General features: G+C 63.4%; 19 protein-coding genes and 1 pseudogene. 10 read left to right on the top strand and 10 right to left on the bottom strand.

Features of this window, described 5'->3' with window-relative positions; all coding sequences use genetic code 11:
• Positions 1-71: 71 nt before the first annotated feature.
• From CHB97_RS25820 to CHB97_RS07415, 3 genes are all read right to left on the bottom strand, one after another.
• Positions 72-305: a hypothetical protein gene (locus CHB97_RS25820; protein WP_143270767.1), complete on the bottom strand. Its 234-nt coding sequence runs from the start codon at positions 303-305 to the stop codon at positions 72-74.
• Between the two features lie 192 nt (positions 306-497).
• A complete protein-coding gene (gene phaR, locus CHB97_RS07420) occupies positions 498-1,112 on the bottom strand; it encodes a polyhydroxyalkanoate synthesis repressor PhaR (RefSeq protein ID WP_089287346.1) in 615 nt (204 codons plus the stop codon).
• 115 nt (positions 1,113-1,227) lie between these two features.
• Positions 1,228-1,491, bottom strand: coding sequence for a hypothetical protein (locus CHB97_RS07415; RefSeq protein ID WP_089287345.1), 264 nt, complete (start codon positions 1,489-1,491; stop codon positions 1,228-1,230).
• Between the two features lie 92 nt (positions 1,492-1,583).
• Here CHB97_RS07415 and CHB97_RS07410 point away from each other — a divergent pair, with 92 nt between their 5' ends.
• Together CHB97_RS07410 and gpmA are read left to right on the top strand one after the other, a co-directional pair.
• Complete coding sequence (locus CHB97_RS07410; RefSeq protein WP_244559449.1) at positions 1,584-2,867, top strand: alpha/beta fold hydrolase; 1,284 nt, start codon at positions 1,584-1,586, stop codon at positions 2,865-2,867.
• A 108-nt stretch (positions 2,868-2,975) separates the two neighbouring features.
• On the top strand, positions 2,976-3,665 hold the full coding sequence (gpmA, locus tag CHB97_RS07405) for a 2,3-diphosphoglycerate-dependent phosphoglycerate mutase (RefSeq protein WP_089287344.1): 690 nt from the start codon (positions 2,976-2,978) through the stop codon (positions 3,663-3,665).
• A gap of 65 nt (positions 3,666-3,730) precedes the next feature.
• On the opposite strand, the gene CHB97_RS07400 is transcribed toward gpmA, so the two are convergent.
• Both CHB97_RS07400 and CHB97_RS07395 read right to left on the bottom strand, forming a co-directional pair.
• Positions 3,731-5,545 (bottom strand): ATP-binding cassette domain-containing protein, encoded by a 1,815-nt coding sequence (locus CHB97_RS07400; RefSeq protein ID WP_089287343.1) that lies wholly within the window; start codon positions 5,543-5,545, stop codon positions 3,731-3,733.
• A 69-nt stretch (positions 5,546-5,614) separates the two neighbouring features.
• On the bottom strand, positions 5,615-6,379 hold the full coding sequence (locus CHB97_RS07395; protein ID WP_089287342.1) for a TerB family tellurite resistance protein: 765 nt from the start codon (positions 6,377-6,379) through the stop codon (positions 5,615-5,617).
• A 240-nt stretch (positions 6,380-6,619) separates the two neighbouring features.
• Between CHB97_RS07395 and CHB97_RS07390 the strand changes: the two genes are divergently transcribed.
• Entirely contained in the window at positions 6,620-7,168 is a 549-nt protein-coding gene (locus tag CHB97_RS07390; RefSeq protein WP_160105649.1) for a GNAT family N-acetyltransferase, read from the top strand.
• A 5-nt stretch (positions 7,169-7,173) separates the two neighbouring features.
• Here CHB97_RS07390 and CHB97_RS07385 read toward each other — a convergent pair whose 3' ends face one another.
• Together CHB97_RS07385 and ruvX are read right to left on the bottom strand one after the other, a co-directional pair.
• Positions 7,174-7,617, bottom strand: coding sequence for a DNA-binding transcriptional regulator (locus tag CHB97_RS07385; protein WP_089287340.1), 444 nt, complete (start codon positions 7,615-7,617; stop codon positions 7,174-7,176).
• Between the two features lie 226 nt (positions 7,618-7,843).
• Entirely contained in the window at positions 7,844-8,377 is a 534-nt protein-coding gene (ruvX, locus tag CHB97_RS07380; protein ID WP_089287339.1) for a Holliday junction resolvase RuvX, read from the bottom strand.
• Positions 8,378-8,479: 102 nt separating this feature from the next.
• Between ruvX and gatC the strand changes: the two genes are divergently transcribed.
• The 3 genes from gatC to CHB97_RS07365 all read left to right on the top strand — a co-directional run bounded on the left by gatC (position 8,480) and on the right by CHB97_RS07365 (position 11,664).
• A complete protein-coding gene (gatC, locus tag CHB97_RS07375) occupies positions 8,480-8,782 on the top strand; it encodes an Asp-tRNA(Asn)/Glu-tRNA(Gln) amidotransferase subunit GatC (protein WP_089287338.1) in 303 nt (100 codons plus the stop codon).
• Positions 8,782-10,263, top strand: coding sequence for an Asp-tRNA(Asn)/Glu-tRNA(Gln) amidotransferase subunit GatA (gene gatA, locus CHB97_RS07370; protein ID WP_089287337.1), 1,482 nt, complete (start codon positions 8,782-8,784; stop codon positions 10,261-10,263). The genes gatC and gatA overlap by 1 nt, the downstream gene beginning before the upstream one ends.
• 369 nt (positions 10,264-10,632) lie before the next feature.
• The gene (locus CHB97_RS07365; RefSeq protein ID WP_089287336.1) at positions 10,633-11,664 is read left to right on the top strand and encodes a methyl-accepting chemotaxis protein; all 1,032 of its coding nucleotides are present in this window, start codon (positions 10,633-10,635) and stop codon (positions 11,662-11,664) included.
• 118 nt (positions 11,665-11,782) lie between these two features.
• On the opposite strand, the gene CHB97_RS07360 is transcribed toward CHB97_RS07365, so the two are convergent.
• From CHB97_RS07360 to CHB97_RS07350, 3 genes are all read right to left on the bottom strand, one after another.
• Positions 11,783-12,715, bottom strand: coding sequence for a ribose-phosphate pyrophosphokinase (locus CHB97_RS07360; RefSeq protein WP_089287335.1), 933 nt, complete (start codon positions 12,713-12,715; stop codon positions 11,783-11,785).
• A gap of 178 nt (positions 12,716-12,893) precedes the next feature.
• Positions 12,894-14,486 carry a phospholipase D-like domain-containing protein gene (locus CHB97_RS07355; protein ID WP_244559448.1) on the bottom strand — a complete coding sequence of 531 codons (1,593 nt, stop codon included), beginning with the start codon at positions 14,484-14,486 and terminating at the stop codon, positions 12,894-12,896.
• Between the two features lie 22 nt (positions 14,487-14,508).
• Positions 14,509-14,688, bottom strand: a complete 180-nt coding sequence (locus tag CHB97_RS07350; RefSeq protein WP_089287334.1) for a CsbD family protein — start codon at positions 14,686-14,688, stop codon at positions 14,509-14,511.
• A 198-nt stretch (positions 14,689-14,886) separates the two neighbouring features.
• On the opposite strand from CHB97_RS07350, the gene CHB97_RS07345 reads away from it, so the two are divergent.
• The 4 genes and pseudogenes from CHB97_RS07345 to CHB97_RS07330 form a co-directional block, all read left to right on the top strand.
• Complete coding sequence (locus tag CHB97_RS07345; RefSeq protein WP_089287333.1) at positions 14,887-15,708, top strand: class II glutamine amidotransferase; 822 nt, start codon at positions 14,887-14,889, stop codon at positions 15,706-15,708.
• 23 nt (positions 15,709-15,731) lie between these two features.
• The gene (locus CHB97_RS07340) at positions 15,732-16,400 is read left to right on the top strand and encodes a DUF2987 domain-containing protein (protein ID WP_089287332.1); all 669 of its coding nucleotides are present in this window, start codon (positions 15,732-15,734) and stop codon (positions 16,398-16,400) included.
• 103 nt (positions 16,401-16,503) lie between these two features.
• Complete coding sequence (gene guaA / locus CHB97_RS07335; RefSeq protein ID WP_089287331.1) at positions 16,504-18,081, top strand: glutamine-hydrolyzing GMP synthase; 1,578 nt, start codon at positions 16,504-16,506, stop codon at positions 18,079-18,081.
• Positions 18,082-18,400: 319 nt separating this feature from the next.
• Positions 18,401-19,033: pseudogene (locus tag CHB97_RS07330) on the top strand (tyrosine-type recombinase/integrase); the annotation flags it as partial.
• Between the last annotated feature and the right edge of the window lie 82 nt (positions 19,034-19,115).

Below are 19,115 nucleotides of genomic sequence, written 5' to 3'. Positions count from 1 at the left end.
CCCCTTGGGGCTGGGTATAAAAAAGGCGGCAGTCCGGGTGGGCTGCCGCCTTTTTTGCTTTCATCGGATGATCACGCGTAGAAATGCGCCGCCTGACGATAGGCTGTGCAGGCCAGTTGGTGGCCGGCGCGATCCGGCGGGCGATGCCGCTGGGCGCGTTGGGGTGGCAGGGGCTCGATCACGGCGGCGGGCTCGTCTTCCCACCATTCCGCGTCAAGGATGGGGCCTGCCTCCAGCCTGTCTTCCGGCAGGAGGCGGGTCGGTCGGGCCGGACGGGGCCGGCCGATGGGCAGGTGATATGTCATGCCCCCATCAACGCATGGTTCCGCCCGCTGATCCCGTGACGAAACGGGGGCAGCCGCTTTGTCCCCATTTCGTCACAGCCCCGAAACAAAACACCCGCCCTGGCAGGGGCGGGTGCTCTCGGTTCAGCGGTTGATCCGCTGTTCTGGGGCGGTGGGATTGCCGGGGCAGCCCCGCCGACATCAGCCGCAAGCTCATTCCTTGCGGCGGGTCAGGCTTTCCATCTGGCTCTGCAGCTCATCCAGCCGCTTTTGCAGTTCGGAGAATTTATCATCGGCCTTCGGCTTCGGCGTGTCGCCCGAGGCGGCCATCGGCGTGCCGCTGGCATCCATCGCACCGCCTTCGCCGTTGAAGGGGCTGAACATGCGCATCGCCCGTTCGAACAGGGCGATGTTCTGCTTGCTCATCTCCTCAAAACCGCCGAACGGGAAAATGCTGCCGAAGGTGGTCTGGAAATATTCCCGCATCTTGTCCTGATTGCCCGTGAAGGACTTCATGGAATGTTCAAGATAGCGGGGCACCAGCCATTGCATATTGTCGCCATAGAAGCTGATCAACTGGCGCAGGAATGGAATGGGCAGCAGATTCTGGCCCTTCGATTCCTCTTCCACGATGATCTGCGTCAGCACCGAGCGGGTGATATCATCCCCCGTCTTGGCGTCATAGACGACGAAATCCGTTCCGTCCTTGACCATCTGGCACAGATGATCAAGCGTGACATAGCTGCTGGTGGCGGTGTTGTACAGCCGGCGGTTGGCGTACTTCTTGATCGTCACCGGCGCGGGCTTAGCCTCTTCTTTGTCAGCCATTTGCCGTCGCACCCTCCCGTTCGAACACCGATTTGTTATCACTAGGAGTACGTCATTGCGCGGTCGCAGCGCAAGCGTTCCGCAACGCCACAACGATCCAGGCGAAACAATTGTTTCAGATCAGCCGGCGAAGCGCGTTATTGTATGTTTCCCGCCCATGCTGCGGATAAGGAGAGGAGGCATCAATGCGTGAGGCCGAACCGCCATCGCTGGACGATCTGGCCCGGCGATACCTGGACCTGTGGCAGGAACAATGGGCGGCGCTGTGCAGCGACCCCACCATGGCGGACAGCGTGGCGCGCACCATGCAGGCGGTCAGCCAGTCGGCCCTGATGCTGAACCCGTTCCTGTCCATGCCGCCCGGTTTCGGCGGCGGCAAGGGGGAACGCAATCCTTGGGCGGATATGATGGCCGGCCTGTGGCCGAACGGCACGGCTGAGACGAAAGCAGAGGCCAGTAAGGGGGGAACGGGTGCGCGACAGCCGGGAAATGGGGAGCGGGCCCCTGCGGCAGGGGCCGCGCCCGCTGGGCCTGCATCTGGGGATGGGGCTGACGATCTTGCTGAGCTCGGCGGCCGGATTGCCGCTCTTGAACAACAGCTCGCCGCCCTGGCATCCCAGCCTGCGCCCGCAGGCGGCGGAACTGATGGCGCTGATCGCCCGGCTCCGCGAAAAAAAGCAGCCCCCCGGCGTACCCCCCGGACCAAACCCACCGCCTGACCCGCTGGCCCTGCTGCCGGCGGCGGTCGACCGGGAGATGCGGCGGCGAATCGACCGCTTCATGACCGGGCTGGAACGCTATCGCCGGCACCCCTATCAGCGCGATGTGGCGGATGCGCCGACCATCTGGCGGGAAGGGGCGACCCGGCTGCTGGATTTTGGCGGCCAGGGTCGGCCGGTGCTGTTCGTGCCCTCCCTGGTCAATCGCGGCTATATCCTGGACCTGTCGCACCGGAAAAGCCTGCTGCGCTGGCTGGCAGGGCAGGGGCTGCGCCCCTTCCTGCTGGAATGGGGCCAGCCGGGGGCGCTGGAGCGGCCCTTCACCCTGACCGATATCATCGCCGGCCGGCTGAGCCGGGCGCTGAACCATGTGGTGGCCCAGGTGGGCGGGCCGGTGGTGCTGGCCGGCTATTGCATGGGCGGGCTGCTGGCCCTGGCGGCGGCCTTGCGCCGGCCCGATCAGGTGTCGGCCTATGTGGCACTCGCCACGCCCTGGGACTTCCATGCCGATGATGCGGCGGGTGCCCGCCGGGTGGCGACCCTGTTGCCGCCTTTTGAGCCGACGCTGCACCTGCTGGGGGAATTGCCGGTCGATGCCGTGCAGCTTTTCTTTGCCACGCTGGACCCGCTGCTGGCCCTGAAGAAATTCAGCCGCTTTGCCGAGATGGATCTGGCCAGCGATGCGGCCGATGATTTCGTGGCGCTGGAAGATTGGCTGAATGACGGCGTCACCCTGCCGGCCGCCATCGCGCGGGAATGTCTGGGTGACTGGTACGGCAGCAACACGCCGGGGCGGGGTGAATGGCAGGTGGCCGGCGCGCCAGTGCGGCCAGAGGCATGGCGCAAGCCGGCGCTGGTGGTGGTGCCGGCGCGTGACCGCATCGTGCCGCCGGCCGCTGCCGATGCGCTGGCCCGGTCGATCCCCGGTGCCACCGCCTGGCATCCGCCACTGGGCCATATCGGCATGGTGGTCAGCGGCGGGGCGAAGGAAAAACTCTGGCAGCCGCTGCGGGACTGGCTGCTGGCGGCGGGCTAGAGCCCTTGCGGCTGGTACGGCTCTGGCCGCTGTGGTAGGACCGCGCTTGCTATGCACTATTCGCCAACCCGGCCCCCGCAAGCCGGAACTTTTTGAAGGAAGTGGGAGATGACGAAGCTAGTCCTGATCCGCCATGGCCAGAGCGTCTGGAACCAGATGGACCTGTTCACCGGCTGGACCGATGTGGACCTGTCGCCCCAGGGCGTGGAAGAGGCCCGTCAGGCCGGCGAAAAGCTGAAGGCGTCTGGCTTCGATTTTGATTGCTGCCACACCTCCGTGCTGAAGCGCGCCATCAAGACCAGCAACCTGGCCCTGGAAGCCATGGATCGCCTGTGGCTGCCGCAGCACAAGAACTGGCGCCTGAATGAGCGTCACTATGGCGGCCTGCAGGGCCTGAACAAGACGGAGACGGCGGCCAAGCATGGCGCCGATCAGGTCAAGATCTGGCGCCGTTCTTATGACATTGCCCCGCCGGCCCTGGAGGAAGGCGATGAGCGCCTGCCCGATGGCGATGCGCGCTATGCCGGGATGCCCAAGGCGCACCTGCCGCGCACGGAAAGCCTGAAGGATTGCGTGGCCCGCGTGGTGCCCTATTGGGTGCATGTCGTGGCGCCGCAGGTGAAGGCCGGCCAGCGCGTGCTGATCGCCGCGCACGGCAACTCCCTGCGCGGTCTGGTGAAGTACCTGTCCGACATGAGCGATGAGGATATCGTTCAGTTCGAAATCCCCACCGGCAAGCCCATCGTTTATGAGCTGGATGCCGATCTGAAGGCGCTGGACCGCTACTTCCTGGATTGATCAGGTAAATTAAGAAAAGGCCGGGCGTTGGACCCGGCCTTTTTTATGGTCTATCAACGCTTTGCTTACCCTTCCAGCTCTTCCCGCAGGGCTTCCAGTTCCAGCCAGCGTTCCTCGGCGGCGGCCAGTTCGACCTGGGCCGTGCCGATATCATCGGTTGTCTTGGCGAAACCCTTGGCATCCTTGCTGTAAAAGGCGGGATCGGCCAGCTTGGTTTCCAGCTGCCTGATCTTCTTTTCCAGCGCGTCGATCCGGCCCGGCAATTCCTCCAGCTCCCGGTTCTCCTTGAAGGAGAGCTTTTTCTTGGCCTTCGGCGCTGTGGCCTGGGCGGGGGCGCTGGGCTTGGCGGCGGTTTTGGCCGCTTCCGGCTCCCGCTCCTTGCGCTGTATCAGATAGTCGCTGTAACCGCCGGCATATTCGGCCACATCGCCATCGCCTTCCACGGCAATGGTGCTGGTGACCAGCCGGTCCAGGAAGTCACGGTCGTGGCTGACCAGCAGCAGGGTGCCTTCATAATCGGCCAGCACCTCTTCCAGCAGGTCCAGCGTGTCCATGTCCAGATCGTTGGTCGGCTCGTCCAGCACCATCAGGTTGCTGGGCTGGGCAAACAGCTTGGCCAGCAGCAGCCGGTTGCGCTCCCCACCCGACATCACGCGCACCGGCTGGTCCATCATGGAGGGGTCGAACAGGAAGTCCTTCATATAGCTGGCAATATGGCGCGGCTTGCCGCCGACCCAGATATTGTCCCCGCCTTCGGGCAGCAGCACCTGTTTCAGCGTGGCATTGGGGTCCAGCTGGGCGCGGCGCTGGTCGAAAATGATGGTCTGCAGGTTGGTGCCCAGCTTCACATTGCCGCTGTCGGGTGCCAGTTCGCCGGTCAGCATTTTCAGGATGGTGGATTTGCCGGCGCCGTTGGGGCCGATCAGCCCCACCTTGTCCCCGCGCAGGATGCGGGTGGAGAAATCGCGGCAGATCACCCGTTCGCCCGCCTGGCCGTGGAAGGATTTGGAAATGCCCTCCGCCTCGATCACCAGCTTGCCGGAAACATCCCCCTCCGCAATGCCCAGATTGACCTGACGGGATTTGATGCGGTCAGCGCGTTCCTGGCGCATCCCCTGCAACCGGCGCACACGGCCCATATTGCGGGTGCGGCGGCCGGAAATGCCGCCTTCCCACATCCATTTCAGTTCCGCCTGAATCTTGCGGTCCAGCTTGTGATATGTCGCTTCCTCTTCCCGATAGATCTCATCCCGCCAGGTTTCAAACTGGGAGAAGGATTGCTCGGTGGTGCGCAGCACGCCGCGATCCAGCCACAGGATGCGCTTGGACAGGTTGGCCAGGAAGGCGCGGTCGTGGGAAATCAGCAGCAAAGCACCACGGAACTGCTGCAATTCCTTTTCCAGCCACAGGATGGTGGGGATATCCAGATGGTTGGTCGGCTCGTCCAGCAGCAGCACGTCCGGCTGATCGACTAGCGCGCGGGCGAGTGCGGCCCGGCGCGATTCCCCGCCCGACAGGGTGGCGCAGGCCCGATCACCCGGCAGGTCCAGCGCCTCCAGCACCGCTTCCACGCGATAGAGGGCCGGTTCCTCCTGCCCGCCGGCCACGAACTCGGCCACCGTGGCAAAGCCGGTGAAATCCGGTTCCTGCGCCAGATGGGCCACCCGTGCGCCGGGCTGGATGAAGCGTTCGCCCTTGTCGACATCGATGATGCCGGCCAGCGCCTTCATCAGGGTGGATTTGCCGCTGCCATTGCGGCCGACCAGACAGATCTTCTCCCCCCGCGAGACGGCGACGTCGATATTCTCGAACAGCACGGTGGCGCCCATATGGACAGACGCGCCGGCAAGGCCGACAAGGGCGGGATTATTGGGGGCCATGGGGACAAGACTTCCTGGAACGGGTTTCTGGCCCCGTTCTACTGGCAATGCCAGGGGCAGGGAAGGGGATTAAACCCTTTCCCGCGCCGCCTTCTCGATCCGGTCATAGGCGGCATTGATGGCTGACATCTTTTCCTGGGCCAGATCGATGAATTCCTGCGGCATCCCGTCGGCCACCAGCCGGTCCGGGTGGTTTTCCCGCGCCAGGCGGCGATAGGCTGCCTTCACCGTGGGGAAATCCGCCCCCGCCGGCACGCCCAGCACGGCATAGGGATCATCCAGCGGGTCGCCATAGCCGGCGGCGGTACCGCCATGGATGCGGCGGATTTGCTCAAACTCCGCCGGCGGGAAGCCGAAAATCTCCGACACCCGGCGCAGGAAGGTCAGTTCGGCCTCATGCACCACGCCATCGGCAACGGCGATATGGAACAGGCCGCCCAGCAATTCCTCCAGCACGGCGCGCCGATCCTTGAACATGCCGGCCAACTGCCGTGCATAGGTTTCAAAGCCGGCGCTGTCGCGCTTGGCAATGTCGAACAGGCGGCCGACATTGCGCAGCTCCGCCTCCGGTACCTTGAAGACCTCGCGGAACGCATTGATCTCCATTCGGCAGACCACGCCATCGGCCTTGGCCATCTTGGCCCCCAGCACGATGACGCCGACGGTAAAGGCGATACTTTGCGTCTGGTCGGGTTTGCCATCCGGTCCGTCGGGCAGCTCCACGCTGCGCAATTCGTCCACGGCGTGGCCCGCCACGGCGCCGATCAAGCCACCCAGCGGCCCGCCGATGGCGAACCCTGCCGCACCGCCAATGACCTTGCCCCAGATGCTCATGATCGTTCTGCCTTTGGATTGTCCGTTACAGGATAACGCGCGATACGCCGGACGCAATGCAGGAACGGCATGGCTGGGGGAGGCTTGGCCTTATTGCATCATCGCGTCACAGGTTTATATTGCAGCGCACAAGAACAGGTGCCGCCTTGCGTGGGCAGATACCGGTAGGGATGGTTGCGTCAGCATATGGGGCGTTCGGGTTTTAACCTTTTGCCTTTCATGACGTTGGATGTTCCTGCCATGACCGTTTTCCGCACCCTTCTGCCGGCTGAGGCCGGGCGTTACGCCGACCACCTGCTGCGCCTGCCGCGCGGGGATCGCCGGGCCCGATTCATGGGCGGCATGTCGGATGATGCGGTGCGTGCCTATGTGGATGGCATCGATTGGGCCCATGCCACCATCCTGGTTGCCTTGATCGGTGGTGAAGTCCGCGCCGCTGTGGAGCTGCGCCGCGACCCGTCGCGTGGCGAACGGGCTGAACTGGCCATCACCATTGAACCCGACTGGCAGGGACAGGGTATTGGCAGCACCATGGTGCGCCGGGCCATGGTGCTGGCCCGCAATCGCGGCATGGGCCGGATGATGCTGTTCTGCCTGGGCGATAATCACCGGATGCTGCGCATCGCCGGCCGGCTGGATGCCCGCGTCACGTTTGATTGCGGCGAGGTGGTGTGTGACTTTGACCTGCCGCCCGCCGATGCCTTCTCCCTGACCCTGGAAGCCATGGATCGCGGCAGCACGGCGCTGACCATGATGCTGGACCCCGGCGGGCTGCCGCGCGCGGCCTGACCCGGTCAGGCCGCCACGATATCCTGTTGCCACAGACCCGCCCCGGCATCGCGGTATTGCAGCCGGGGCTTGGCAGCGGGCAGCGACAGCACCCGCTCCACCGTTTCGGTATAGCTGGGCTTTTCGCCCACATGTTCCAGGTAAATCTGGCGAATCAACTGGTTTGCCAGCTTCGGCACGCGCGACAGTTTCTCCCAGCGGGCAATTGTCTGCACATCATTGCCGAAAGGGCGGGCCAGTTCAGCCTGCGTCATATCCATCACGGCGCGCAGGAATCGGAACTGCCGACCTGACAGATGCGGCATCCCATTGACCAGATCGCAACCGATGCGCTGGTGCAATTCACGGGCGTTCTCTACCGACACCGCCTTGCCATACGGTGTCTCCATCACCTGATAGCCATTGGCCAGATAGATATTTTCCAGACCGCAATCGGTGTAGTGCAGCATTTCAGCCTCTGAGTGTCTGTCCGGAAAGTTATCTTGCCTTTCGAAACCTTGCCCTTTTTCCACCGTCATTCCCGCGAAGGCGGGAATCCATACGACAGCGCGGATTTTGGATTCCCGCCTTCGCGGGAATGACGGTTAAGAGATTGGAAAAGAAGTAAAAGCTCTTGGACAGACCCTCAGAGGTCCTAACGGCATCCGCTTCCTTGTCAAGATGGCCGAAGGCGGGTCAGCGATCTTCCCCCTCAGCTTCATCCTCTTCGTCTCCCGCCGCGTCCTGCTCCGCCCGCTTCATGAAATCCAGGGCACCTTGCAGGATGTAGGCGGCGGCCATCTTGTCCACCACCTCGTCCCGTCTTTTGCGGGTCATGTCCCATTCGATCATCATGCGCTCCACCGCACTGGTGGAAAGCCGTTCGTCCCAGAAGGCGATTTCCGGTTCGCCCTGGGCGAACATTTGCGGGCGCATCAGAATCTGGCGGGCGAATTCCCGCACCGACTGACAGCGCGGCCCCTCTGTCCCGTCCATATTGACCGGCAGGCCGATCACCAGGCCGCGCACGTCGCGGTCTTTCATGGCGCGGGCCAGTTCCTGCACATCCTGGGTGAATTTGGTGCGGCGGATGGTGCCGATGGGCGATGCGACGCTGAAGCCCGGATCGCAGACGGACAGACCAATGGTCTTCTCCCCGATATCCAGCCCCATCAGCCGTGCGTGACGGGGCATTGCGGGTTTCAGTTCCTCAAGGTTGCGGATTGCCATGACGTGGTGCTAGCTTCCAAACCGCTTTCGCGCCCGCATCATCGGTTTCCTGATGGGGGCGGCCGGGGCAAGACGCCCGCAGCTATGACGAGATTTAGCACCATGTCGCAGGACAAGGCCACCCTGGACGCCAAGACCGTGGCAAAGATCGCCCACCTCGCCCGCATCAAGGTGCCGGAAGAGGAACAGGCGCATCTGGCGGATGAACTGAACAAACTGCTCGGCTGGGTCGAGCAGTTGGGCGAGGTTGACACCGATGGTGTCGAGCCGATGACCTCCGTTGCCGCCCAAACCCTGCGCCGCCGGCCCGATCAGGTGACCGATGGGGGCTATCCCGACGCCGTGGTGCTGAACGCCACCGACGCCGCCGAACATTTCTTCTCCGTGCCCAAGGTCGTCGAATAATGACCAATCTGACCCATCTTTCCATGTCGGAAGCCCTGGACGGGCTGAAGAAGAAGGAATTCACCGCGGTCGAACTGACCGAGGCCTATGTGAAGGCAGTGGAAGCGGCCCGCCCGCTGAACGCCTTCATCACGGAGACGCCGGAGATCGCGCTCGACCAGGCCAAGGCATCCGACGCGCGCTATGCCGCTGGCACCAACGGCCCGATGGACGGGATGCCGCTGGGCATCAAGGATCTGTTCTGCACCAAGGGTGTGCTGACCACGGCGGCCAGCCACATTCTGGACGGCTTCAAGCCGGCCTATGAAAGCACCATCACCGCGAATCTGTTCCGCGATGGTGCGGTGATGCTGGGCAAGCTGAACCTGGACGAATTCGCCATGGGTTCGGCCAATATCACCAGCTATTACGGCCCGGTGCTGAACCCCTGGACCGGGAAAGACCCGGCGGCAGCCGACCGCAAGCTGGTGCCCGGTGGCTCGTCGGGCGGTTCGGCGGCCTCGGTTTCCGGCCGTTTCGCCATTGCTGCCACCGGCACGGATACCGGCGGTTCCATCCGCCAGCCGGCCAGCTTCACCGGTATTGTCGGGTTGAAGCCGACCTATGGCCGCTGCTCCCGCTGGGGCACCATCGCCTTTGCCAGCTCGCTGGATCAGGCCGGCCCGATGACCCGCACGGTGCGCGATGCCGCCATTATGCTGCAGAGCATGGCCGGATTCGACCCCAAGGACAGCACGTCTGTCGATATGCCGGTGCCTGATTTCCAGGCAGCCTTGACCGGCGATATCCGTGGCCTGCGCGTCGGTATTCCCAAGGAATACCGGGTGGAGGGGATGCCGGCGGAGATTGAGCGCGTCTGGCAGCAGGGTATCGAATGGCTGAAGGCAGCCGGTGCCGTGCCGGTAGAAATCAGCCTGCCGCACACGAAATATGCGCTGGCCACCTACTATGTGGTGGCCCCGGCGGAATGCTCCTCCAACCTCGCCCGGTATGACGGCGTGCGCTTCGGCCTGCGCGTTGAGGGCAAGGATCTGAAGGAGATGTATGAGAATACGCGCGGTGAAGGCTTCGGCAAGGAAGTGCGCCGCCGTATCATGATCGGCACCTATGTGCTGTCGGCCGGCTATTATGATGCCTATTACCTGAAGGCGCAGAAGGTCCGCGCCCGCATTGCTGAAGACTTTGCCAAGGCTTACGAGCAGTGTGACGTGATCCTGACGCCGACGGCCCCCAGCACGGCCTTCGCCATCGGCGAAAAGCAGGATGACCCGATTTCCATGTACCTGAACGACGTGTTCACGGTACCGGCCAGCTTGGCCGGGCTGCCGGGCATCTCCGTGCCGGCGGGCTTGGCTGCGGATGGTCTGCCGCTGGGTCTGCAGATCCTGGGTCGCCCCTTTGACGAGGTGACGCTGCTGCGGGTCGCGGGTGTGATGGAACAGGCCGCCGGCGCGCAGCCGCTGCCGCCCTTCTGCCGCTGATTTGATCAGCCTGTTTTTTGGTCAGTTGTGAACAGGGCGGTGCCAGTGGCACCGCCCTTTTTGCTGCGCGCAGAGCCAAGCGCGGCGTCACACATCAACGTGTGTTGGGCCTGGAACCGCGCCCGGCCAGTGTCGGGGGCCTGTTCTTGCCAGATACAGCGATGTTCAGACTTTGTTTCATTTAAGACAGCTTAATTACAAGGCAGCAGGCTATTTCCTGCTGTTTCATGCGGCATATGCGAAATTATCTATCGTCCGGTCATTTATTTAATGTCAAATCTTGTCAATAGGTTAACGGGTAGCCCGTAACAGGCACGGTTTTTGCTCTTTAGAAAAACACGCTGTTGCGGTGCACATAAGAGGCGGCTCATGGATAACAGCCTTATCGATCTGACGAGGAACGTGCTGGATGTGGCGAGCCAGAAGGTCTCCGCCATCGAAGATATCAACCGTACCACCAAGATGCTGGCCTTCAACGCGCTGATCGAGGCCGGCCGCGCCGGGGATGCCGGGCGTGGCTTTGCCGTGGTGGCGAATGAGGTGAATTCCATCTCCCGCCAGGTCAGTGTCGTGGCCAGCGAGCTGCGGAGCGAGATCGGCCAGTTGGTGGACCGTATGGCCACCGTGGGCGAAGACCTGATGGTTCGCTTCCGGGGCCAGCGTCTGGCCGATCTGGCGCTGAACATGATCGAGATCATCGATCGGAATCTTTACGAACGTTCCTGTGACGTGCGCTGGTGGGCCACCGACAAGGCGGTGGTGGATTGCATCGCCGCCCCCACGCCGGATGCGACGGCCTTTGCCAGTTCCCGCCTGGGGGTGATTCTGGACAGCTACACGGTCTATCTGGACCTGTGGGTGGCCGACCGCAGCGGCCGGGTGATTGCCACCGGCCGGCCGCGCCGTTTCCCCCATGCCATCGGCACCAATGTTGCCAACGAGCCCTGGTTCCGGCAGGCGCTGGCCACCAAGGATGGGGCGGATTTCGCCGTTGTCGATGTCACCACCAACCCGGCCCTGGATGGCCGCACGGTGGCAACCTATTCCACCGCCGTGCGCCGTGACGGCGCGGTTGATGGCGATGTCATCGGCGCCATGGGTATTTTCTTCGACTGGGAACCGCAGGCCCGTGCCGTGACCACCGGCGTGCGGCTGGACCGCAGCGAGGAGGCCCATACGCGCTGCCTGCTGGTGGATGCCGCTGGCCGGGTCATCGCTTCATCCGATGGCCGCGGGCAGTTGACGGAGACATTCCCGCTGGAAACCGGTGGCAAACCGATGGGCCACTATGTCGACAAATATGGCCGTCTGGTGGGCTTCGCCCTGACACCGGGCTATGAAACTTATCGTGGGCTCGGCTGGTACGGGGTGATCGTCCAGTCGGGTGAAAAGAGCCATTGAGGCGGGAAGGGGGCGGCCGGAAGCCCGCCCCCTTCCTTGATGTGCGACGCCAAATAAAAAGGGGCGGCAAGCCATATCGGCCTGCCGCCCCTTTCTTTAACCGTTACCGGCCGTCCGATCAGTCGAACAGGCTGGAGACCGAGCGTTCATTGCTGATGCGCTCGATGGCGTCGGCCATCAGATTGGCAATCGAGAGCTGACGGATATTCGGCGCATTGCGCACGGCTTCCGTCGCCACGATGCTGTCAGTGGTCACCAGCTCATCCAGCGGGGACTTGGCAACGCGGTCAACCGCACCGCCGGACAGCACGCCATGGGTGACATAGGCACGCACAGAAGTGGCGCCACGGGCCTTCAGCGCCACGGCGGCATTGCACAGCGTGCCGGCGCTGTCGACGATATCGTCGATCAGGATGCAGTCGCGGCCATTGACGTCACCGATGACATTCATCACTTCCGAGACGCCAGCACGTTCGCGGCGCTTGTCGATGATGGCCAGATCGGCATTCAGGCGGCTGGCAATGGCGCGGGCGCGCACCACACCACCCACGTCGGGGGAGACAACCATCAGGTTGCCATCCTTGATCCGGTCCTGGATGTCCTTGGTGAACACGCCACCGGCCACCAGATTATCCAGCGGAATGTCGAAGAAGCCCTGGATCTGGCCGGCATGAAGGTCCAGCGTCAGCACGCGGTTGGCACCGGCTGTCGTCACCAGATTGGCCACCAGCTTGGCGGAAATCGGCGTGCGGGGGCCGGTCTTGCGGTCCTGACGGGCATAGCCGTAATAGGGCAGCACCGCCGTGATACGGCGGGCGGAGCCACGGCGCAGCGCGTCGATCGTGACCAGCAATTCCATCAGATGGTCGTTCGCCGGGGCCGAGGTCGACTGGATCACGAAAACATCCTCACCGCGGACATTCTCGTTGATCTCAACGAAGATCTCGTTATCGGCAAAACGCCGGATGGTGGCCTTGGTCAGCGGAACCTCAAGGCACTGGGAAATGGCTTCAGCCAAGGGCTGATTGCTGTTACCGGCGATCAGCTTCATGTCGTGCTGCCCGTCATTGGGTGGAGGGGGAGGGGTGAGCGGCGCCCCTGCGGAACAGTGTCGCCAAACCTTCACGAAGGCGGGCGCACCATAACCCCGACCCCCCGGGCTGTAAATCGCGGCACCCTTGCGCGTTACAACGGTGTGGCAGACCGTCAAAACATGGATGCGGTTTATATCATTTTATCGGTTTTACCGCCCGCCGCAGCCGGCGGGCCTTGCGGCGACGGGCCCAGCCCCAATCCAGCCGGTGAAAGAAGGATTGGAACGGGTAGCGCGGCCGCTCCGGGTCCAGCAATTCCTGCTCCACCAGGAAGGTTTCCGCCGCATTCACCTCCTGGCAGAGGATCGGGATCAGGGTTTTGCCGCCGGCCTGGCGCAGGGACTCGATGGCGGCGATCATGCCGCCTCTTTCGGCAATCGTTCGCGTGGCCAGCGGCACGGAGATGCCCACATGTTCGGCGATCAGCCCGTCGCGCATCTCCCGCAACCGGGCCCGCCCCGCCGCATCCGCTGGCCCATCCCCCAGCGCCACGGCCAGATCGCATTCCGTATCCACCCCCATGGAGCGGTTATTCATGTTGGAGGAACCGATGCGCAGCAGCTTGTCATCCACGATCAGCAGCTTGGCATGAACATAGATGCGCACCCCTTTGGGCGTGACGGGCGCATAACAGGCGAATCGCTCCCCTTCCGGGTCGGCGGCGCAGAGCGCGCCCAGAATATGGTCGCGCGCGCGGCCCATGGCCGCTTCCTCCAGCCAGCCATTGGCGATGGTGGGGTTGATGATGACAATCTCCGGCCCGTCCGGCTGCTCCAGCCGTTCCAGCAGGGCCTGGCCGATGCGGCGACAGGCGACATATTGCGCCTCGATATAGATGTAGTGTCGGGCGGCATGGATGGCCTCCAGCCAGAGCCGCTCCACCTCATGCGCCTCTTCCTGTCCGTTGAAGGCGGGCTGGGTGCGGGCGATGCCGACCAGGGACCGGCGCAACAAGGGCAGCAGGCCGGGGGGCCAGGGGTCCGGGTCATCGGCTGTGGCTGGCGGCGGTGCCGGCAGCCGTTCACCGGTGGCGTGGAGCCAGCGCTGGCGGGCCAGATCGCCCAGCGCGCGGGCGGCGGCCCCATCCACGGCGGCACTCATGTCATGATAGGGTGCGTAATGTTTGGGGCCGGGGCCCCGGCGGCGCGGATCATCATCCAGATGGCCGCGCGTGTCCCAGCGCTCCGCCGTCACATCAATGCCGCCGCAAAAGGCGATGCGGTCATCAATGACAACGATTTTCTGGTGATGGCAGGCGCCCAGCGGATGGTCAGACGCCACCCGGTAATGCAGCCGCCGGTCGCTCATCAGATTCAAGACCCAGAGCGGTGTCATGCCCCGCATCAGACCCCAGAGACCACTGAACCGCCATTTCAGCACATGGACCTGCAGCCCCGGTTTGCGCCGGATCAGCCAGGCCAGGAAACGGCCCAGCTTATCCGGGGCCTTGGCCGGTATGGGCTGGTCCCGGTCGGGTTCCAGCCGGATGCGGGTATCAAAATCCCAGGCGATCAACAGCACCTGATGGCGGGCACCCTGCAAAGCCTGTTTCAGGGTGCGGAAATAATCCTGTGCGTCGATCATCACACCCAGCCGGTCGGCCCGCTCCAGCCGCCAGCAGGTTTCGCCGGGGCGCAGCAAGGCCACCGGCCCGCCGGACGCGGGGGCCCCGTCCGGCGGGGGGGCACTGCTCAGGTCACGGGCCGCACCTGTCATGGTCTCGCGCATGATTGGTCCGGCCCCTGCTGGCTCAGCGGGTGATATCGCGGACGGCATCCTTGGCATGGCCGGCCACCTGCTGGGCCTTGCCCTTCACCTTGTCGGCGGTGCCTTCATTTTCCAGACGCGGATTGTCGGTGGCGCGGCCCACGGCCTGCTTGATCTCACCCTTCGCCTCGTTGAGCTTGCCCTTGATGTTTTCCTTGCTCATGGTGGTCCTCCAGACCGGTTGTTGGCCCGCCATGTCTGCTGTGTGCAGCGGCGGGATGTTGTTGAAACGGGGGCGTGGGGGCTGTGGGTCCATCGGCTGAGGGGGTACCCCCCATGCGCTGCCCTGCCGCTATCCGCCCTTGTTCCGCCACAAGAACCGGCCAGTCTGTTGCCCGTTGGCTTTTGGAGTCCCCTTTTCATGTGTCGCTGGTTAGCCTATGCGGGCGTGCCGATTTCCATGGATACATTGCTGTTCCAGCCCCGCAATTCCCTGATCCGCCAGTCGCTGCACGCCCAGCGTAGTGTCGTTTCCATCAATGGCGACGGGTTTGGCCTGGGCTGGTATGGCGACCTGACCCGGCCGGGCCTCTACCGGGATACGATGCCCGCCTGGTCGGATGCCAATCTGCGATCCCTGGCCGAACAAATCCGCTCGCCGCTGTTCTTTGCCCATGTGCGGGCCTCCACTGGTACGGCCACTTCGCGGCTGAATTGCCATCCGTTCCGTTATGGCGACTGGCTGTTCATGCATAATGGCCAGATCGGTGGCTGGCCCCAGGTGCGCCAGGATGTGGAAGGGCTGATCCGCCGCGATCTTTACCGGTTCCGTGAAGGATCGACGGATAGCGAGGCCTTCTTCTTCCTGGCCCTGGGCAATGGCTTGATGGAAGACCCGGCCGGCGCCTTTGCCCGCACCATCGCCCAGATTCTGGGCCTGATGCGGGCCGAAGGGGTGGAAGAACCGTTCCGCATGACGGCGGCGGCCAGCGATGGCAAGCGGCTTTATGCCGTGCGCTGGTCCAGCGACAAACATTCCCCCAGCCTGTACTGGACACAAGGCCATGTCGAAGGCTGCCAGGATGGCAAGCTCTGCCTGGACGGAAGGGGACGGGATTCGGTGCTGGTCCTCTCTGAACCGCTGGATGAAGATCCCGGCCATTGGACGGAGGTGCCGGATGCCAGCGTCCTGGTCGCGGAAGGCGGGCAGGTGCGGGTGGAACCGCTGGCCCCTGTCACGTGACATCATCCAAGGAGGATAAGGCGATGAGGAATCCTGTGCTGGCCGCCCTGGTCCTGGCGTTACCGCTGCTGGCCGGCCCTGCCATCGCCCAGACGGCGGTGCATCAGGTGCCTTACAAGGAATTGTTCGACCAGCTGGACAAGTTCTATTCCCTGAAGGAACGGGACCGGCTGTCGCTGCGTACCTCTATCCGGGCCGAAGATGGCAAACAGCTTAATCTGCCGGTGACGATCAGCATCGCCAGCCCGGATGGCGTGCTGGATATTCCGGTCGATGCCGATAATGCCTTCCAGCTTCCCTATCAGCCGGACTGGCTGAAGACCAATACGCTGGTCCAGTTCAATCAGTCGGAGAAGAACTATAAAATCCGCGTGCAGGTGGGCATGAAGCTGCCGGCCGATGGCAGTGGTTTCACCTATGCTGATGTGCAGGCGGCCTTTGCCCAGTTTGACAAGCTGATCGGCAAGGAAGCGGGGATGCTGTCCTTCGTGGCACCCTCGGCCCAGACATTGCGGGTCTTCTGCGGGGTGGATTGCACGGCCACCCTGGCGGGGCCGTCCGGCAGCCGGCAGATCAAGGCCGACAAAGACGGGCGGGTGATGATCGCCAATGACAAGAAGCTGCGGCGGGAAAACCCGACCATCACATTCAGCAAACCCCCCGCTTATACGGCCATCAGCACCAAGGAGTAAGCGCCCTGAAGCGGGGGCTGCCCTGCTTGGCGTTTGCTTGTCGCACCCCGCCCCCTCGGTTAGGGTGCGGCGCATTTTCCGACACTAGCCAGGAATATGCGCCATGGCCGCCGCCGCCCCCGACATCGCCGCCCATCCCGATCGCGTCCTGATCCTGGATTTCGGATCGCAGGTGACGCAGCTGATCGCCCGGCGCGTGCGCGAAGCCGGCATCTATTGCGAAATCATCCCGTTCAGCGCCGGGGAAGAGCGTATCCGCGCCTTCGCCCCCCGCGCCATCATCCTGTCCGGCGGCCCTGCCAGCGTGACGGAAGCCGGCAGCCCCCGCGCCCCCGAAGCTGTGTGGACGCTGGGCGTGCCGGTGTTCGGCATCTGCTATGGTCAGCAGACCATGTGCGAACAGCTGGGCGGCAAGGTGGAACCGGGCGATACCCGCGAGTTCGGCCGCGCCTTTGTGGATGTGCAGGATGATTGCGCTCTGTTCGACGGCCCTTGGCATGTCGGCGCCCGCGAACAGGTTTGGATGAGCCATGGCGACCGGGTGACGAAGCTGCCGGAAGGTTTCCGCATCGTCGCCACGTCGGAAGGCGCACCCTATGCCATCATCGCCGATGATACCCGCCGCTTCTACGCCGTGCAGTTCCACCCGGAGGTCTATCACACCCCGCATGGCGATGCGCTGATCCGCAATTTCCTGTTCAAGGTGGCGGGCCTGAAGGGCGACTGGACCATGGCCGCCTTCCGGGCCGAAGCTGTGGCCCGCATCCGCGAACAGGTGGGTTCTTCCAAGGTGATCTGCGGCCTGTCCGGCGGGGTGGACAGCTCCGTCGCCGCCGTGCTGATCCATGAGGCGATCGGCACCCAGTTGACCTGCATCTTCGTCGATACCGGCCTGATGCGCGCGGGTGAGGCCGATCAGGTGGTCACCCTGTTCCGCGACCATTACAATATCCCGCTGGTGCATGTGGATGCGTCCGACATGTTCCTGGGCCAGCTGGAAGGCGTTTCTGATCCGGAACAGAAGCGCAAGATTATCGGCCGCCTGTTCATCGAGGTGTTCGATGCCGAGGCCGCCAAGATCGGCGGGGCGGAATTCCTGGCCCAGGGCACGCTCTACCCGGATGTGATCGAAAGCGTGTCCTTCACCGGCGGCCCGTCCGTCACCATCAAGTCGCACCATAATGTTGGCGGTCTGCCCGACCGCATGAAGTTGAAACTGGTGGAACCGCTGCGCGAACTGTTCAAGGACGAGGTGCGCGCACTGGGCCGCGAACTGGGTCTGCCGCACAGCTTCGTCGGCCGTCACCCGTTCCCAGGGCCTGGCCTGGCGATCCGCATCCCCGGTGAGATCACGCGGGAGAAGCTGGAGATTCTGCGCAAGGCGGACACGGTCTATCTGGAAGAAATCCGCAATGCCGGCCTCTATGACGCCATCTGGCAGGCCTTCGCCGTGCTGCTGCCGGTGCGCACGGTGGGTGTGATGGGCGATGGCCGCACCTATGATTACGCCTGTGCGCTGCGCGCCGTGACCTCGGTGGATGGCATGACGGCGGATTATTATCCGTTCGACCATGGCTTCCTGGGCCGCGTCGCCACCCGCATCATCAACGAGGTGCGCGGCATCAACCGGGTGACCTACGACATCACGTCCAAGCCGCCCGGCACGATTGAGTGGGAATAATTCGCGCCTACCCAAACGCCGCCGATAACCGCCGATTTCGCACCATAACGTATTGAAAATAAATAATTTTATCTCCGCTGTCTTTCGCCGTCAATCGCTGGGAAAGCCTCGCGATCGACGGCGGCGCTGACGGTATGGGGCGTCTTGTGACATCGCAGATTTGCATATACCGTCATGGCTTAGAGAGCTTGTGACGGTATTTTTTTGACCTTATTCCATTGAGAATAAAGGATAATGTGCCGTCAGGATTGGTCGATTTTGGCCTGGCGGTATTTTTAGGGGCTCTCTGGCGTTTTTTGAACGATCTAGGAGGGGGCCGATGCTTACTGATGCGGCAATCAAGGCACTGAAACCAAAGGACAAATTATATAAGGTCTCTGACCGTGACGGTATGTATGTCGTCGTGAACCCGTCGGGTGCCGTCGTGTTCCGCTATGATTACCGTATGCACGGTCGACGCGAGACCTTGACCCTCGGCCGATACGGGCCGGCGGGCCTCTCTCTGGCCCGTGCGCGGGAGAAGCTGATCGACGCGCAGCGTTCGATTCAGGAAGGGCGGTCACCAGCCCAGGAGAAGCAGCGCGAGAAGCGCCGCATCAAGGAAGCAAAGAGCTTCGGCGAGTTTGGCGAACGCTGGCTGCAAGAGCACCGGATGGCAGAAAGCACCCGCGCGATGCGCCGCTCGATCTACGAGCGGGACATCCTGCCGACGTTCCGCAATCGGCTGCTGACGGAAATCACGCCCGAGGATCTCCGGGCGATGTGTGACAAGGTGAAGAAGCGGGGAGCACCGGCCACGGCGGTCCATGTCCGTGACATCGTGAAGCTGGTCTTCGCCTTCGCGAAGCTGCACGGCGAGAAGGTGCCGAACCCCGCCGAAGAGGTCGGGCCGGCGTCGATCGCGACGTTCGTTCCCAAGGACCGCTCGCTCTCGCCCGCTGGACTTGCCCTGGAAAAGTGGAGAGCCATTGACCTAAAATTCGGGATTGAAGGAGGTTTTGATGGTTCGAGTTAAGCAGGGGAAGGTCACGGCA

The organism is Azospirillum sp. RU38E, from assembly GCF_900188385.1.
GTDB lineage: Bacteria > Pseudomonadota > Alphaproteobacteria > Azospirillales > Azospirillaceae > Niveispirillum.
The sequence above is the reverse complement of the archived record's forward strand: the minus strand, read 5'-3'. Positions and strand labels throughout refer to the sequence as shown.